This is a genomic window from Saccharibacillus sacchari DSM 19268, from assembly GCF_000585395.1.
GTDB lineage: Bacteria > Bacillota > Bacilli > Paenibacillales > Paenibacillaceae > Saccharibacillus > Saccharibacillus sacchari.
On the sequence record NZ_KK073875.1, the window covers coordinates 3139774 to 3157707 of the forward strand.

The window sequence follows — 17934 nt, forward strand, 5'->3', positions numbered from 1 at the left end:
TGAACGAAGTCAGCGCCATGCTGACTCGCATGAAAGAACTGAACGTACAGAAAGAAAACGGAACATACAGTGCAGGCGACAAGTCGAACATCAGCGCCGAGTTGAACCAACTGGGACAACAAATCGACGACATCATGACGAACACGAAATTCAACGGTATTGCAATTACGTCGAACGTATCGGTGCAAGCGGACGATAGCTCGTTCAAGATCGATATCACAGGCGTATCGAGAACAGGCTTCAGCGGTCTGACTTCGACGACGACGCTTGCTAATATTACATCGGCAATCGAAACGGTTGCAAAAGAACGTTCGAGCCTGGGTGCGGTACAAAACCGTCTGGAGTACACGTCGAACAACTTGGGAACGACTGTAGAAAACCTGACAGCAGCCGAGTCGCGTATCCGTGATACGGACATGGCGAAGGAAATGGTCGCCCTGTCGAAAAACAACATCTTGCTGCAAGCGTCGCAATCGATGCTGTCGCAAGCGAACCAATCGCCGCAAGGCGTACTGTCCCTGCTTCGTTAATTTTAAGTTCTTTCTTAACAGCCTGCTTTCGAGCAGGCTGTTTCTTTTTTGTTTTTTAGAAATACTATTTAAACTTGGGATTACGCAGCCGATATATATAACAGGGCAGGCAAGTCGTTGACGAACCAAGCCAACCACACGGATGTGGGAATCAACCAATTCAGGGAGGAAACAAACAATGATTATCAATCACAACCTTCAAGCCGTAAACACGCACCGCAACATGGGACTGAACAGTGCCGCAGCCAGCAAGAACATGGAAAAACTGTCTTCGGGTCTTCGCATCAACCGTGCAGCCGACGACGCAGCGGGCCTGTCGATCTCCGAAAAAATGCGTGGACAAATCCGCGGTCTGGAACAAGCGCAACGTAACGTTCAAGACGGCATTTCGTTCGCACAAACGGCGGAAGGCGCAATGAACGAAGTCAGCGCCATGCTGACTCGCATGAAAGAACTGAACGTACAGAAAGAAAACGGAACATACAGCACAGGCGACAAGTCGAACATCAGCGCCGAGTTGAACCAACTGGGACAACAAATCGACGACATCATGACAAACACGAAGTTCAACGGTATTGCAATCACGTCGAGCGTAAAAGTGCAAGCCGACGATAGTTCGTTCCAAATCGATATTACGGGTGTATCGAGAAGCGGCTTTAGTGGTCTGACTTCGACGACGACGCTGGCTAACATTACATCGGCAATAGAAACGGTTGCAAAAGAACGTTCGAGCCTGGGTGCGGTACAAAACCGTCTGGAGTACACGTCGAACAACTTGGGAACGACTGTAGAAAACCTGACAGCAGCAGAATCGCGTATCCGTGATACCGATATGGCGAAGGAAATGGTTGCTCTGTCGAAGAACAATATCTTGCTGCAAGCATCGCAATCGATGCTGTCGCAAGCGAACCAATCGCCACAAGGCGTATTGTCCCTGCTTCGTTAAGATTAAAAATCAGTTGATAGAAAACCTCGCAAAAGCGGGGTTTTTTATTTTTTATATTCAGTTTTCATAAAGAATTCAGACTAAATTCCGATATATAAAGTAACGACAACTTAGTAGTGCGGCAAAGGTATACTTAATCAGAGCGGAGGTCCAATTATGAGTTCGAACATAACAGGCGGTTTAGGAGGAGCAACTCCTATGCCGCAACCGTCCTTTAGCAAAAAGGAGTACACACCTACTTTCAGTGAAAGCCCTGAAAGTTCTGCCCAAGCCGCGCCTTTAACCACAATTCCTCAAATTCATCAAGATCAAGAAAAAACGATGCAAGAATTGAGGAAGGCAATCGATGCCATTCAAGGACCGCAAAAATCGCTTGAAATCTCTGTTCATAAACAAACGAATGCAATTATGATCAAAGTCATGAATAAGGAAACGGGAGATACCATTCGGGAAATTCCTTCGGAAAAAATTTTGGATGTAGTAGCGAAGATGATGGAATTCACGGGAATACTGGTCGATAAGAAAGTATAACGGGGAGGAATTTACGTGGTAACAAGAATCTCAGGCATGGCTTCGGGGATGGACATTGACTCCCTTGTAAAATCTTTGATGACGGCAAGACAGGGTCCGTTGAACAAGCTCAACCAACAAAAGCAAACCCTCGAATGGCAGCGCGACGATTATCGTAAAATGAGTACCAAGCTTGTTACCTTTATGCAAGATAGCATTACTAAGCTTTCCCAAAGCAGTACAATTAATGCGCAAAAGGCTACGGTTACGGGGAACACAAGTGCAGTTACTGCAACTGCTTCTTCTACAGCAAGCGGAACGATGACGATTGACGTTAAGGAATTGGCAACTTCGGCTTCAGTTTTAACTGATAAGTTGAAATGGACTTCCACGACAGCCGGAAAGTTGGCGATGAGTGACCTGAAAGATGGTGATGGGGATCCGCTTTTTACATCTGGCGGCAAAGTTACTATAGGTAATGCTCAAATCGAATTTAAACCTACTGATACAATTGAGTCATTTGTAGCACAAATTAATTCAAATAAAGATGCTGGTGTAACAGCTGTTTATAGCTCTTCAAGCGGTTTGTCTTTAACTTCAAAAACAGTTGGCTCGCAGAGTATATTGACCTCAGCTACTGCAGCGAAACAAGGAGTTACGGATGCACAAGCTGCTGTAAAAAGCGCTCAAGAAGAAGTAGATAAGAATTCCGACCCTACTGCCAAGGCTGCGGCAGAAAAAAAATTGGCGGACGCAAAGATCGATCTTGAAACAGTCCAAAAAGTTATTGGTATCGATGAGAAAATCCAAGAAGCTTTTGGACTAAAGATAGATGCTACCGGCAGCAAAGGTACAGATTCGGAAGTTATCGTTAACGGCTTGTCTGTCACAAATTCTTCTAATACATTTGAAGTAAGTGGGGTTTCACTTACGTTGAATGCTAAAAGTGTCGGCAGTCCGACTACAATTACAGTAGCGAAAGATACAGAGAAAGTAGTAAAAGCCGTTCAAGATTTCGTCAACGCTTATAATGACGTTCTCTCCTCCGTCAACAGCAAGGTCGGCGAAGAGCGCTACAAAAAATATACACCACTTAGCAGCGATCAAAAGAAAGAAATGACCGATGACGAAATCAAACTTTGGGAAGATAAAGCCAAAAGCGGTATGCTGAAGAACGATCCAATCCTTCAACGAACTGTAAGCGATATGCGGTCAGCTCTAATCCAAGGCGTAGATATCGGCAGAACAGTAATAGAAGATGGAAAAACTGTCAATAAACCGCTGACCATGACTGAGCTAGGGATTACGACAGGCACCTACGACACAAAAGGTAAACTCGTGTTGGATGCAGATAAGCTGACTAAAGCTTTGAATGATAATCCCGATATCGTCAATCAGTTCTTCGGTCAAAACTATTCAAAGGCTACATTGAACAATAACTATGCGGCAGATGATGGGATCTTGGCGAAGATGAGAAAAATCTCGACAACTTCTCTTGCAAGCCTAGCTGAAAAAGCAGGTACGTCTAAAGTCAGCAGCGATTTGACTTCGACCTTCTTGACCACAAGTTTGATGGGCCAGCGGCTGACATCGATCGATCGTGAAATCACGAACTGGAACAGCCGTTTAACTCGAATCGAAACGAACTACTACAAGCAATTTACGGCCATGGAAACGGCCATGAACAAATACAATACGACAATGTCCAGTCTTTCGAGCATGTAATTACAGGGAGGGCATAAATTTTGATCTACTCACCGCATCAGAAATACCAACAAGCACAAGCTCAGACCGCTTCCAAGCCGAAGCTGTTGATTATGCTGTATGATGGAGCCATTCGTTTTGTTAAAGCTGGTATCGACGGAATCACGACGAAGAATGTAGAAGTGGCCAATAACAATCTTTGCAAAGCTCAAGCAATTGTACATGAGCTCGTATCCTCTTTGAACTTCGACTATCCGATCTCTAACGAACTTGTCCGAGTATACGAATATATGCTGAACCGTCTGATTGAAGCTAATGTGAAGAAATCGGTCGAGCCTGCAGAAGAAGTATTGGAGTATTTGAACGACCTGCGTGAAGCCTGGCTAGAAGCAAGCAAATCCTCGGGCATGGCAGGAAGTATGTAATGACAGCCACAGAAGTCGGAAAAATTCTCGATGACTTGCAGGCAATCACCGAGGAAGCCGTTGCCCGACTGAATCTGATGAATGAAGAAGAGCTTCTCCAGCTGGCAGACCAACGAGAAGAACTTGTAAAAGCTTTAGAGCCATATAGACCTGACATTACTCCTGAGAACCGTACACAGATTGCTCACATACTGGGTTTTGACTCTTTGATTCTTAGCAGAATGAGCTTTCTGAAAAACGAGGCAGGTCAATGGATGCAAAAGCAAGGAGCAATTAAAAGCCAGCAAAATGCTTATCATAATGCTTATGCAATGAATAGCGTGTTCATCGATCATAAAAATTGAAAAAATCCCCTTTCGATCAAAAATCGGTCGAAGGGGGATTTTTTTGACTTAATGTTCACTCAACCCTAAAAAAATCCGATATAGTAAATATAGAAATTAACATTTTCGGAATGGTGGTTATCGCGTGTCCTATTTCCAGGCTAACCTAGCAGTGCTTCAAGAACGTTTTCCGAATACTTTGAACGTTATTAAACAAGATGAGGATAATGCAAGAGAAGCTTTTATATCAATTTCTGAACCTCTTGAAAAAGATCAGGCCTGGCTCAATGCAGTTCGAGGTTCCGTTGGCGATATGAGCGTTATTTTTGTATACGGATTTGGGAATGGTATTGGGCTTGCCGATTTGATCGAAATGTATCCGGATCGTTTTTTTATCGTACATGAACCAGATTTAAGTTCTTTTCATAAAATGGTATACGATTATGATTTTAGAGAACTATTGAAGTGGCCAAAGCTTCTCTGGATCTCGGTAGGCGAATCTCAATTGAAAATATTATTTCATAAAATTTGTACTTATATGAACGAAGAATTAGCCTTTGTAGCATTAAGGCATTATCTCGAAAATGATATGGATGTACTACAGAAGCTTAAAGAAGAATTTGTAGATTATCGAAACATATTTGAATCCAATCGCTCTACCGAGAAAAGATATCAAAAAGAATGGTTTGAAAATAGTATAAATCAAATTGCTAATGTTCTTAACGCACCTTCCCTTTTTGAATTTACTGGAAGCTTAAAGGGGTGCACAGCTGTCATTGTTGCTTCCGGTCCTTCTTTGGAACAGGATATTGAATGGATTCGTGAGTTAGCATCGCATGCTCTGGTTATTTCTGCAGGATCAAGTATTCAAGCGTTGGCGAAGCATGGAATTCGTCCACATATTTCGGCAATTATGGACGGAGGAGAAATTAACGAGCAAATCTTTTCCGTAGAAGGCGCCTTGCAGTCTTCGCTATTCTATACATCATCCGCGTATTACAAAATTTCGGAAAGAAAATACGGCGATTCTTTTCATGCAGTTGTACAAAATGATATTACCAGTAGATACTTGCTTGATATGAGTGAGAACGATCCTTTAATGATTCCTACACCTACAGTTACAGGAACGGCAATTCAAGTCGCAGCTTGGCTTGGGGCTTCAACCATTGTTCTGACAGGACAGGATCTTTCTTTTCAACAGGATAAATTTTATACTTCAGGCGTAGCTCATACTGATACTGCAGATATGGAACGAATTGTTCAAGATTCAAAGCATCATGTAATGAATGTTTATGGAGAGTATAACCGTACAAACAATTCATTTTTAATGATGAAAGATGCGATAGAAAGTCTGATTACGAGCATTCCTAAAATCCAATTTATTAATGCGACACGCGGAGGAGCCGCAATCGTGGGAGCTGATTGGAAACCGATAGAAGAAGTCTATGAAGAAGTTAAGAATCAAGTCATGGAAAAAGAAACAATTAAGTGGCTCTTGCAAAAAGAAAATAAGGGTATTCGAACAGATGACGTTTTTCAAAATCGGATCTTGCTTGTCAAAAACCGAATTATTAATGTTTTAAGCGATAGCCTTAAGTTACAGAATGAACTTCTTCAAATAAAAAGACAAATCGATAAACTTCCCGAACTTAGTAGAAAAAAGGCAGCGAAAGCTTGGAATACTTTAGAAGATATTGAGAAAGCTTGGGCTAAAGTTGTTTCAAGAGAGTGGTTTAATCCGGTATTTGACACTATTTTATCTGATCGTTTGGATGATTTTGATCGCGCGCTTCCACAAATCAAAGTTGAAACAGAAATTCGAAAAAAGTCCGATTTGCTCTATCAATATTTGGGAGGATTGATCACGGCTATTCAAACAGAAATCCCTTGGGTACAGCAGCTCATGCAAAACGGACTTGCTAGGATTGAAAGAATCAACGATAAAGGATGAAGTCGTACATGGAGCAGAGTATTTATAAAGGGAAAAAAATTCTGATTATCGGTGGGACTGGAACGATTGGTCAACATTTAACACGTATGTTATTGAAGGAAGATCCTCAAGTTCTTCGCATTTTTAGCCGAGATGAACACAAGCAGTATGAGATGAGTCTCAGTTTTCGGTCGGAGCGAGAGCGTTTGCGCTTTTTGATCGGAGATATTAGAGACTCTGATCGGTTAAACAGAGCAATGGAAAGTATCGACTATGTTTTTCACTGTGCTGCGATGAAGCACGTGCCGGCGTGCGAATATAATCCTTTTGAAGCTGTACAAACAAACGTTTTAGGAACGCAAAACGTAATCCAGAATGCTATCAGCAATAAAGTAGGAAAGGTTTTGTTTATCAGTACTGATAAAGCCATTTCTCCGACAAATACTTATGGCGCGACCAAGTTAATGGCAGAAAAACTTATCTCGGCAACCGAGCTCAATAAAGGAGATAATTCTACCATTTTTGCGGCTGTTCGATTCGGAAACGTTATGGGCTCGCGCGGCTCGGTCATTCCGCTTTTCAAAAAACAGATCAAGGATATTGGAGAGATTACCGTTACGGACTCCGATATGCTCCGTTATATGATGACGCCTACTCAAGCCGTGAAACTTATTCTTAAAGCAAATCGGTTAGCTTCCGGTGGTGAAGTTTTTGTTTTAAAAATGCCGCTCGTCCGAATTGGAGACTTGGCGGTTGTAATGATCGAGGAGTTAGCCGCCCAATCTGCTTCAGGAACAAAAATTGCGATCAAGCAAATTGGCTTGCGTCCCGGCGAAAAGCGATTTGAGGAGCTAATGACGGATGACGAAGTCGAATATGCCAACGAAACTGAGGACTTATACATCATTTTTTCTCAATATGGAAGAAACGACATTTCCAAAGAAGCTCCGGGAAAAAAATGTCTCAGTAAGCCTGTTCCTCAAATGGAGAATATCATTTCCAAAGAAGAAATCAGAGCATGGCTTTTGCAGGAAGAGCTCATTTGACTTTAGCTTTTTCACACTGGAGGATTGTTTATGATCGCAGTTGTTGGCGGAGCGGGATATATTGGTTCGCATGCGGTAAAGCATTTGATTGAAAAAGGTGAGCGGGTGGTCGTATTTGATAATTTGTCAAATGGACATCGTGAATTGCTTCATCCTAAAGCCGCTTTTTTTCAAGGAGATTTGGCTTCTCGGTCGAATTTAGAGGCTTTTTTCGATCAATACGAAGTAGATTCTGTGATTCATTTTGCAGCATTCGCCTATGTAGGGGAATCGGTCAAACAACCTGCGAAGTATTACCGGAACAATATGGCCAATACATTAAACCTGCTGGATGCGATGTTAAAGCATGAGGTGGAATCTATAGTTTTCTCCTCAACCTGCGCCACTTACGGTAATCCGGTTAAGCTGCCGATTGACGAAACTCATCCCCAGCAACCAATTAACCCTTACGGACGCACGAAATTGATGATGGAACATATGATGGAGGACTACGCGTCGGCTTATGGAATGCGCATAGCGGCGCTTCGCTACTTTAATGCAGCTGGTGCGGATTTAGAGGGAGAGATTGGAGAATGGCATGAGCCGGAGACACATCTGATTCCGTTAGTATTAGAAGCGGCAAGGGGAATTAAGGATGAACTTTTGATTTTTGGACATGATTTCGATACAAAAGACGGTACCTGCGTACGCGATTATATACACGTCATGGATTTGGCAGATGCGCATTATCGGGCTTTGATTTATCTTCGTGAAAATTCAGAAAATCTCAAATTGAATCTGGCCAATGGAGAAGGTTATTCCAATCTTGAAATTATTCAAATGACAGAGCGAATTACCGGGCGGAAAATCAACTATACATTAACTGGGCGAAGAGAAGGAGATCCGGCAATTCTAATCGGTTCGGCAGCACAGGCAGAAAAGCTTTTGGGCTGGAAACCAAACTACACGTTAGAGCAGATTATCGAGTCCGCTTGGAACTGGCATGTGAAGAAATGGGAGGAGAAAGTATGAGAAAGCGCATATTGGTGACAGGGGGCGCTGGTTTTCTTGGGTCGCATTTGATTGATCGTTTAGTTGCACGCGGAGATGACGTGGTGTGTATAGACAATTTGCAAACAGGTTCATTGCAAAACATTTCCCATGTACGCGATCAAATTGCATTCGTGGAACATGATATCATTCAGCCTTTGCCGGAACTCGGAGAGTTTCATGAGATTTTTAATTTGGCCTGTCCTGCCAGCCCGGTTCACTATCAGGTTGATCCTATTCATACGTTCAAGACCAGCGTGTTTGGAGTACTAAACTTGTTGGAGCTAGCCAAAAAACAAAATTGCAAAATTTTACAGGCGTCCACATCAGAAGTATACGGAGATCCTTTTGTGCATCCACAGCCTGAAAGCTATTGGGGAAATGTCAATCCGATCGGCGTTCGAAGCTGCTACGACGAAGGAAAACGCGGGGCTGAAACGTTGCTGTTCGACTACGCTCGAATGTACGGAGTAACGATCAAAGTGGCACGTATTTTTAATACTTACGGACCGCGTATGGATTCGAAAGATGGACGGGTCGTCAGTAACTTTATTGTCCAATCTTTACGAAAAAAACCGCTTACAGTATACGGAAGCGGCGAACAGTCACGTTCTTTTTGTTATGTAGAAGACTTGATCGAAGGTTTTTTACTTTTGATGGATACGCCTAAAGTTGTTCAAGGACCAGTCAATCTGGGAAATCCTTATGAGTTTACAATGTTGGAATTGGCGCAAAAGGTGAATATGCATACGGGAAACCACGTGCCTTTAAAATTTGAAGCATTACCGCAAGATGATCCGAAACAAAGAAAGCCGGTTATTGAAGAAGCGCAGCGTCTTCTGAATTGGATACCGTCTGTGCTGTTGGATGAAGGTTTGCAGCGTACAGTCGATTATTTCAAAAATAACCTTTCGATAAAAAGCGAATAGAATAGATAAACGGAGTCCTATACCATGATTGCAGAAAGGGTTCGATGGAATGAATATTGCGGTAATTGGAACGGGTTATGTAGGTCTAGTAACAGGAGCTGTTCTGGCAAGCATGAATCATTGCGTAACCTGCTTGGATATCGATAAAGAAAAAATCGATTTATTGAATCAAGGGATTTCACCTATTTACGAACCTGGTATGGATGAACTACTACGTACCCATATTCAAAAAGGGATGCTTCTTTTTACTGTGGATAAAGAAGAGGCTTTTCGGCATGCAGAAGTGGTTTTTGTGGCTGTAGGTACACCGCAAAGTGAAAAAGGAGCAGCAGACCTGCAGTATGTGGAGCAAGCGGTCAAAGACATTGCAATGACCATTGATCATGATGCAATCATAGTTGTAAAAAGTACGGTTCCGGTCGGAACGAATGATCGAGTAGAAGAAATTGTTAACGTGCATAAACGCTTTGATATCAAGGTGCAGGTTGTATCAAATCCAGAATTTTTGCGTGAAGGTTTCGCTCTGCATGATAGCTATCATGGAGATCGAATTGTAATCGGTGCAGAATCGGAAGAAGCCGGCAATACGGTACAATCGTTATTTTCCGGTCTAAACGTACCTGTGCTTCGTACGAATCGTCGAAGTGCCGAGATGATTAAGTATGCATCGAATGCTTTTTTGGCCGTCAAAATCAGTTATATAAACGAAATCGCAAACTTATGCGAGAAAATCGGGGTCAATGTGCTGGAAGTAGCGGACGGGATGGGAGCCGATCAGCGAATTGGTCGTTCCTTCTTGAATCCTGGTCTTGGCTATGGGGGCTCCTGCTTTCCAAAAGATACGGAAGCTATTGCTTATCTGGGCAGAGAGCATGATGCCCCGCTTACCATCGTAGAAAGTACGATTAAAGCGAATTTTCGACAGCGGGAACTTTTTTTGAACAAAGTACTAGATTATTTTAATGGCAATATTCAAGGGAAAGTCATCAGCATGCTTGGGCTTGCTTTTAAGCCAAATACGGATGACTTGCGTGAAGCCCCGTCTCTTTATTTAATTGAGCAGCTCAAAAAACATGGTGCTGTGGTAAAAGCATATGATCCTGTAGTTAAGCATTTGGCAGAGTGCTGCGCGAATATAGAAGAAGCGCTGCAAAATGGTGAACTGATTTTGTTGGTTACGGAATGGGAAGAATTCAAGCAGATTGACTGGGAAGTTTTGAATCGTGGCCGTGTCGGAATTTTGGATGGACGTTATGTGATGAACATGAACAAAGTTTACCAGCTTTAATAAATTGCAAAGGAAGGGATTTATATGGATACGGTCGGCTTTTATCAAAAAGTGAAAGAAAATCCTTATGAATTTCTAGCAATTTACGGAACAGGTAGCGGAGCATTAAAGCTAATCAATGAATTGGGGGATCTGTATCACGAAGTAGATTACGTACTGGATTCATTCAATGAAGAAAAACTGTTTTGTAAGAAGAGACTTTATCGTCCTGCAGAGATAGAACAAGAAATGCTTCAAAACACGTTGATTTTGGTTGCTTCCGAACGTTTTACGGAGATTAAATATCACTTGAAATTGTTAAGTGTTGAAGAAAAGCAACTCGTTCCAATATTTACACAAACGATTTTTGACGAAAATAGGTTGAAAAATAGGATTATACATGGAATTAAAGTCGGAAAATGTACTTATGGATTTGAAAAACACGTGTTTGCCGGATCCACCGTAAAAGAAATAGGTGCTTTTTGTTCGATTAATGAATCTGCAATGATTGGTACTATGACCAATCATCCGGTTCATTTTATTACTACACATCCATTCTTGTATGTTCCTGTACAGGAGGGAGCCAAGGTGAATTCGTTTTTAGATGAAATGGAGATCTTTGATTATAAGGAACGTGCCCAGGAAATCGTAATAAAAAACGACGTTTGGATCGGAGCCAATGTGGTTGTTATGCCCGGAGTGACCATAAACGATGGTGCAATTATAGGAGCAGGCGCAGTTGTTACAAAAAACGTACCTGCATATGCCGTAGTTGGCGGTGTGCCAGCCAAAGTCATCAAGTATCGTTTTGAAGAAGAAGAAATAGAATTGCTGGGGAAAATAAAATGGTGGGAATGGGAACTAGAAGTCATAAAAAGTCGTTCGCGTTTCTTTACGCAACCTAAAGAATTTTTGAAGCAATTTAATTTAAAGTAAGCGAACATGTTGAATGCGTCTTATTTCAACATAAGGGGGATACTTATTATGAAGGATACTCTTATTTTCGGAGCATCAAAGTTAGGTTCGGCGGTTTTAATGCTCTGTGGGGGAGCCTACAATGTCGTTGGATTTTTGGATAATGATCAAAACAAAAAAGGAACTTTTTTAAGTGAACTGCCTATCTATCAGATAGAGGATATAACCTTGCAAGACTATCACATCATTATTGCAAGTTCGTACTTTGAAGAAATTCAAGAACAACTTCATGGGTTAGGTTATTACTCATATGAAGTATTCAGTTATGGCGTATCCATGTTAGGCAATCAAAATAGCTTGGTGAAAAATGAAGGTAAGTTAAAAAAAATTTCCGTAGGTGCGTTACTGCATGATCTCCCGAAAATTTCTATAGAAGATTTGAGTTTTGTAGGAGGAGGATCTACGGCACTGGATTATTTTTTATTGAAAGGGTTGGCTCAAAAGATCGGCGCAGGTCTTTACTTAGAAATCGGAACTTGGACTGGAGAAAGTATTGCAGCAGTGTCAGAAGTCGTAAATCATTGTATCAGTATTTCTTTGGCTGATGAACATTTGACTGCAGATTTTAAAAATAGGCTTGAAAAAGATAATTTTAGCAGGTACTTCTCGAAAAAAGCTAATATTACGCATTATAAAGGCGATTCTCAAACATTCGACTTTTCGGCGCTGGACATTCCTGACTTGATTTTTATTGATGGTGATCATTCGTTTGAGGGAATACGTAAAGATACGAAAAATGTTTTTGATTTTGTAGGTTATGAGAATACGGTTGTTGTTTGGCATGATTATCGCACCATGAGAAATGAGATTATCAATTCCACCCATAAGGCTGTACAAAGCGTACTTTCTAAGAAATATCAGGATCGATTGTATTTAGTTGAAAATACAATGTGCGGGCTTTATCTCCCTGAAAAATACGCGTTCTTAGCGCAACACACCGAGTTGGAAAAACAAATGTACTCTTACCGGGTAGAGTTGTTTTCCAAATTAAATGAACTTTAAGAGTAAGGAGACGTAGTATGAATATTGTATTTGCGGCCGATAATCATTATATACAGCACTTATCTGTAACCCTCACTTCTTTGCTAGAAAATGCAACGCATAAAGACAAAATTACTATCAATATAATTGGAAAAGATATCGAAATCAAGAACAAGCTTTTTTTGGATCAGTTAGTGCAAGGTTATGGTTCGAGAATCGTGTACAAAGAAATAAATCCCAATCTATTGAAAGAAGCAGTGATTAATGGTCATATTACAGAAGCGACTTATTATCGAATTTTGATTCCAAATTTATTCGAGGCGGACGTGAAAAAAGTACTGTATTTGGATTGTGATTTGGTGATCACCGCAGATATCTGGGAGCTTTGGGATACGGAGCTGGATGGACATGCTTTAGGAGCTGTACGCATATACGAATATGTCAATGATGGAAGAGTGCCTGAAAATGCGACTTATTTTAATGCAGGGGTGCTTTTGATTAACTTGGATAAATGGAGAAGTGAAGATCTTACGCGTAAGGTTCTTGAATATATCAAGGCCTACCCGGACAGACTCCTGTCTTGGGATCAAGATGCATTAAACGGCGTGCTATATGAAGAATGGGTCGAACTGCCGTTCCACTGGAATTTTAGAAGCCAGTTGTTTGAACTGAATAGTGAACAATTTCCTTTCGTGGAGAAGCGAATATTTGAAGAAAGCCAATCTAATCCTTCAATCGTACATTTCACTACAAACTCGAAGCCTTGGCATTATATGAATGAACATCCTTATAAAAATGAATATTTCAAGTATTTAGATAATAGCGGCTATCCTTATACAAAATATAAAGAAGAAGCAATATTGAAAAGATTGAATTATATTTTGTTTGGTGCAGGTTTAAAAGGCCAAACGGTTAAAACTCGTCTGGAAAAAAAGGGACTTAGAGTAACAGGGTTTTTGGATAATAGTCCAAGTAAATGGGGAAGTGTAATTGAAAGTTTGCCAGTGCTGAAACCAGATGTGGACAATATCGATTTCGATAAGAATGTAATTGTCGTCAGCAGCCAGTATGAAAAAGAAATATCGGAGCAGCTAATCCAATCAAACCTCAAGCCAAATGAGCATTTTTTTAATGACATCGATAATTTATATTTGTTAGCGAATCAGCTTGAAAAGAAAAAGAACCGACGATGAAGATTATACATTTTACCAGCGGGGAGATAAGCGGTGGAGCAGCCAGAGGAGCATTATTTCTGCATGAAGCTTTAAAGAAAGAAGGACTGGATTCTGTTTTTTTTGTTGGACATCAGGATGCTTTGATATCCCACCCGAATGGAGCATATCCGACCTCTGAGAAATCCATTATGATGAAAAGGTATAGAAACGTCGTTTTTGAAAAATTTATGCTTAAAGAATATGACCATTCGGCTCAGGATTTATTCAGCTTAGGGACCGGAACCTTTGATCGCGAAATTGTGGAAATTAGCAAAGTTGCCGATATTGTTCACCTTCATTGGATAAATAATCAGATGCTGAGTATAGAGGCTATATCCCAAATACGAGTTCCGATCATATGGACACTTCGGGATATGTGGCCTTTTACCGGAGGATGTCATTATTCCAAAGGGTGCAATCAATATACCAAAGGTTGCGGAAATTGCATTCTATTGAAGAGTCCTAGTACAAAAGATCCTACCTACTGGACCTATCAACAGAAGTTGGCACATCTTTCTCGAAATATATATCCGGTTGCATTAAGCGCTTGGTTGCAAGAGTGTGCAGCTCAAAGCCGATTATTTGCACAAAATGATGTGCAGATGATTCCGAATTGCATAGACATAAACACTTTTACTGCCTTTGCAAAAGAAGAAATGCAAAGCAAGCTAGATCTGCCAAGCGGAAAAAAAATCATTTTATTTGGAGCTGTCAATTCTTTTTCGGACGAAAGAAAAGGTTTTGGGCTCTTAAAAAGAGCGCTATTGGATATGCCAAATAAACACAGATACCATTTGGTAACTTTCGGAGATTCAAATGACGGAGTAGTGGCAGATATGGGTTACTCATTTACCAACTTCGGTAGGGTAAGTAGCGACTTTTTGCTGGCTCAAATTTATTCTGCGGCACATGTGTTTGTTGCTCCTTCGATAGAGGAAGCATTTGGCAAGACAATTGCGGAAGCTATGGCTTGCGGTACCCCGGTAGTTGCTTTTAATGCTACGGGTCCACGGGACATTATATCGAATCTGGTAAACGGGTATCTTGCAGAGCCGTTCAGTACAAACGATTTAATCAACGGCATAGAATGGATTACAGGCCTTGAACCTTTTGAAGCGCAAAAGCTTGGCGAGCACGCTCGGAAACAGGTATGCGAACAATATAGCCAATCTGTAATAGCAAGAAAATATATGGAGCTTTATCAGAATGTTTTCAATCGAGATAGCGCTGCGATTTCGGTTTTACAGGATTCCGGAGAACTTACTTGTAAAAGAGAGCGAGATCAGAAGGATTTCTCTCACTTCCTTCTTCAAGAGTTCCAATTATATAATAAATGGTATATTTTTGATGATAAATGGTTGCAGAATTTTCGTTCTCAAAAAAGAAAAGTGGCTGTATACGGAGCTGGCAGTTTTGGCTTGGAAGTAGCAGAACTCTTGGCCGAGTATAGGTTTTCTGTCGATTGTTTTATTGATAGCAATGCCCAAAAAGCTGGCACACTTTTCGGGGGGTACGAGATTAAAAACGTGGCAGAATGTACAGATCATTTTATTTTCATTGCTTCAGAATGGTACAAAGAAATTGAAAAAACAATCGTAAACAAAGGTTTAAGCAAAAATCAGTACGTAATATGCATGAAATGGGGATAGTCTATCGCAATGAAAACAGCTTTAATTACAGGCATTACAGGTCAAGATGGAGCCTACTTGACCCAATTTCTTTTGGAGAAAGGCTACTATGTGCATGGATTGATTCGACGGGCGTCAATAGAACGCTTTGACAGGATAGAAGCTTATCTTAATCATCCTCGTGTCAATCTTCACTACGGTGATATGACGGACTCTTCCAATCTTATTCGTCTTATGTCAGAAATCAAACCCGATGAAGTATATAACCTAGCCGCAATGAGTCACGTGAAAGTTTCTTTCGATACACCGGAATATACGGCTAACGCTGATGGATTAGGTATGCTTCGCCTGCTGGAAGCGATTCGCATACTGGGTTTGGAAGAAAAAACCAGGGTTTATCAAGCGTCTACCAGTGAGTTGTATGGAAATGCCAAAGAAACGCCACAGTCGGAAGAGACCCCTTTTTATCCGCGGAGTCCATACGCTGCAGCTAAAATCTATGCTTATTGGATCGCTGTCAATTATAGAGAAGCATATCGGATTTTTGCATGCAACGGCATCTTATTCAACCATGAATCTCCTTTACGCGGAGAGACTTTTGTGACGCGTAAAATTACGCTAGCCGTAGCTGCAATTAAACATAATCGGCAGGAATGTCTCTATTTAGGAAACATGGATGCTAAGCGAGATTGGGGCTTTGCCGGGGATTATGTAGAAGCAATGTGGTTGATGCTGCAGCACACGGAACCAGAAGATTTTGTTGTTGCTACAGGTGAGACGCATACCGTTCGCGAATTTGTTGAACTGGCTTTCGCAGAAGCCGGAATCGTAATTGCCTGGAAAGGAGAAGGAGTAGAAGAAAAAGGTATCGATACAAAAACGGGTAAAACGGTGGTTGCTATCGATCCGCAGTTTTTTAGACCGACCGAGGTGGATTTACTGTTGGGCAATCCTGAAAAAGCCAGAAGAAAGTTAAACTGGCAGCCCAAAATTTCTTTTCATGAGCTTGTGCGAATGATGATTCAATACGATTTGAAGCAAGGCTAGACTATGTTTTGAACTTTTCTTTTATTGGCCTGCGGCTGTTGTTCGGTATACAGACATACTTGGCCGTTTGAGGTTTGAACAGTGTCAACAGCAAGGGAGCGTAGAGGATGAAAGTTATCTTACTTTCAGGTGGATCAGGAACAAGACTCTGGCCCTTATCAAACGATTCACGTGCAAAACAATTTTTGAAAGTATTGCGAAATACCGAGACCGGACAATTGGAATCGATGGTACAGCGAGTTTATCGTCAGTTATGTGAAATAATGAGCGAAAAGGATATTATTGTAACGACCAATTCGGCGCAAGTAGATATTTTGCGAAATCAGCTTGGTGATATTCCGATCGTGGTAGAAACGGAGCGGAGGGATACTTTTCCCGCGATCGCGCTGGCCTGTACTTATTTATACTCAGAGTTAGGTATCGAGAAAAAAGAAATAGTAGCAATTGTATCAGTAGATACGTTTGTAGATAACTCATTTTATCAACAGGTAAACGAGCTTGAGAATCTTCTCACCTGCACAGGCGCCGAAATTGCATTATTAGGTATCAAGCCCACGTATCCTTCATCAAAATACGGGTATATTATTCCGGAAAAGCATGATGATTATATGCAGGTGGCGTATTTTGTTGAAAAGCCTTCTGAAGAAAAAGCGGAAATATTGATTGAAGCCGGTGCATATTGGAACAGCGGAATATTTGTATTCCCGCTTCAATTGATTTACGATACGCTGCAAGCCAATCAGCTGCCGTGCACATTTGAAAAGTTAAGATCGAATTTTTCATCATTGCCTAAAAAAAGCTTTGACTATGCCGTTCTTGAGCAACTATCTCGAATCGTGGCATTGACGTATGACGGATATTGGAAAGACCTCGGTACTTGGAACACTTTGACAGAGGAAATGTCTCAACAGATTATAGGGAATGGAGGAATTAGCGAGGATTGCCACAATACTCATATCATTAATGAATTAGAGCTGCCGGTGAAAGTGCTTGGGGTATCTAATGCAGTAATTGCAGTAAGCGCAGATGGGATTTTAGTGACTGATAAACCGTCCAGTTCCAAAATGAAAGATATGTTGCACGAAGGATTGTTTTCGCGTCCGATGTACCAAGAACAGCAATGGGGATGGTATCGAGTTCTGGACTACGCGAAAAAAGCGGAAAAAGAAATTTTGACTAGAAAGTTATTTTTGAAAGCCGGAAGGCATATAGAGTATCCATCAACACCTTCTTGTACTTTCGTGTGGACAATAATATCTGGAGAAGCCGCTTTTTTACAAGATGAAAAACACGAAATATTAAAAACTGGAGACGTTATTCATGTTTCTGCACAAAACCTATATGTGCTGCATGCGGTAAAAGATACGGAGTTTATTGAAGTGCGTATTGATGAACAAGCAGTTAAAAGCGTGGATTGGGAAGATTGAAAACTATTCAAATTCCATTAGGG

General features: G+C 41.2%; 17 protein-coding genes. All 17 read left to right on the forward strand.

What is annotated here, in order from left to right; all coding sequences use genetic code 11:
• Positions 1-530 (forward strand): flagellin (locus tag SACSAC_RS13385; RefSeq protein ID WP_037287187.1); only part of this gene is annotated, 530 nt, incomplete at its 5' end.
• Between the two features lie 178 nt (positions 531-708).
• A complete protein-coding gene (locus SACSAC_RS13390; protein ID WP_037287189.1) occupies positions 709-1476 on the forward strand; it encodes a flagellin N-terminal helical domain-containing protein in 768 nt (255 codons plus the stop codon).
• 156 nt (positions 1477-1632) lie between these two features.
• Positions 1633-2007 (forward strand): flagellar protein FlaG, encoded by a 375-nt coding sequence (locus SACSAC_RS13395; protein WP_037287192.1) that lies wholly within the window; start codon positions 1633-1635, stop codon positions 2005-2007.
• Positions 2008-2022: 15 nt separating this feature from the next.
• A complete protein-coding gene (gene fliD, locus SACSAC_RS13400) occupies positions 2023-3711 on the forward strand; it encodes a flagellar filament capping protein FliD (protein WP_037287195.1) in 1689 nt (562 codons plus the stop codon).
• A gap of 20 nt (positions 3712-3731) precedes the next feature.
• Complete coding sequence (gene fliS / locus SACSAC_RS13405) at positions 3732-4115, forward strand: flagellar export chaperone FliS (RefSeq protein ID WP_037287198.1); 384 nt, start codon at positions 3732-3734, stop codon at positions 4113-4115.
• Positions 4115-4459 (forward strand): flagellar protein FliT, encoded by a 345-nt coding sequence (gene fliT / locus SACSAC_RS13410; protein WP_037287201.1) that lies wholly within the window; start codon positions 4115-4117, stop codon positions 4457-4459. Before fliS ends, fliT begins: the two co-directional genes overlap by 1 nt.
• A 124-nt stretch (positions 4460-4583) precedes the next feature.
• Positions 4584-6389 carry a motility associated factor glycosyltransferase family protein gene (locus SACSAC_RS13415; protein WP_037287204.1) on the forward strand — a complete coding sequence of 602 codons (1806 nt, stop codon included), beginning with the start codon at positions 4584-4586 and terminating at the stop codon, positions 6387-6389.
• Between the two features lie 8 nt (positions 6390-6397).
• Positions 6398-7414 (forward strand): UDP-N-acetylglucosamine 4,6-dehydratase family protein, encoded by a 1017-nt coding sequence (locus tag SACSAC_RS13420; protein ID WP_084778053.1) that lies wholly within the window; start codon positions 6398-6400, stop codon positions 7412-7414.
• Between the two features lie 30 nt (positions 7415-7444).
• Positions 7445-8425 carry a UDP-glucose 4-epimerase GalE gene (gene galE / locus SACSAC_RS13425; RefSeq protein WP_037287206.1) on the forward strand — a complete coding sequence of 327 codons (981 nt, stop codon included), beginning with the start codon at positions 7445-7447 and terminating at the stop codon, positions 8423-8425.
• A complete protein-coding gene (locus SACSAC_RS13430; protein WP_037287209.1) occupies positions 8422-9372 on the forward strand; it encodes a UDP-glucuronic acid decarboxylase family protein in 951 nt (316 codons plus the stop codon). The genes galE and SACSAC_RS13430 overlap by 4 nt, the downstream gene beginning before the upstream one ends.
• A 49-nt stretch (positions 9373-9421) precedes the next feature.
• Positions 9422-10660 (forward strand): UDP-glucose dehydrogenase family protein, encoded by a 1239-nt coding sequence (locus SACSAC_RS13435; RefSeq protein ID WP_051507509.1) that lies wholly within the window; start codon positions 9422-9424, stop codon positions 10658-10660.
• A 24-nt stretch (positions 10661-10684) separates the two neighbouring features.
• Positions 10685-11575 (forward strand): CatB-related O-acetyltransferase, encoded by an 891-nt coding sequence (locus tag SACSAC_RS27125; protein ID WP_051507100.1) that lies wholly within the window; start codon positions 10685-10687, stop codon positions 11573-11575.
• Between the two features lie 48 nt (positions 11576-11623).
• Positions 11624-12616, forward strand: a complete 993-nt coding sequence (locus SACSAC_RS13445) for a class I SAM-dependent methyltransferase (RefSeq protein ID WP_037287212.1) — start codon at positions 11624-11626, stop codon at positions 12614-12616.
• Between the two features lie 17 nt (positions 12617-12633).
• Positions 12634-13788, forward strand: a complete 1155-nt coding sequence (locus SACSAC_RS13450; RefSeq protein ID WP_037287215.1) for a glycosyltransferase — start codon at positions 12634-12636, stop codon at positions 13786-13788.
• Positions 13785-15458, forward strand: coding sequence for a glycosyltransferase family 4 protein (locus SACSAC_RS13455; RefSeq protein WP_037287219.1), 1674 nt, complete (start codon positions 13785-13787; stop codon positions 15456-15458). Before SACSAC_RS13450 ends, SACSAC_RS13455 begins: the two co-directional genes overlap by 4 nt.
• A 9-nt stretch (positions 15459-15467) precedes the next feature.
• A complete protein-coding gene (gmd, locus tag SACSAC_RS13460; RefSeq protein ID WP_037287222.1) occupies positions 15468-16484 on the forward strand; it encodes a GDP-mannose 4,6-dehydratase in 1017 nt (338 codons plus the stop codon).
• A gap of 107 nt (positions 16485-16591) precedes the next feature.
• Complete coding sequence (locus SACSAC_RS13465) at positions 16592-17911, forward strand: sugar phosphate nucleotidyltransferase (protein WP_037287224.1); 1320 nt, start codon at positions 16592-16594, stop codon at positions 17909-17911.
• Positions 17912-17934 lie beyond the last annotated feature (23 nt).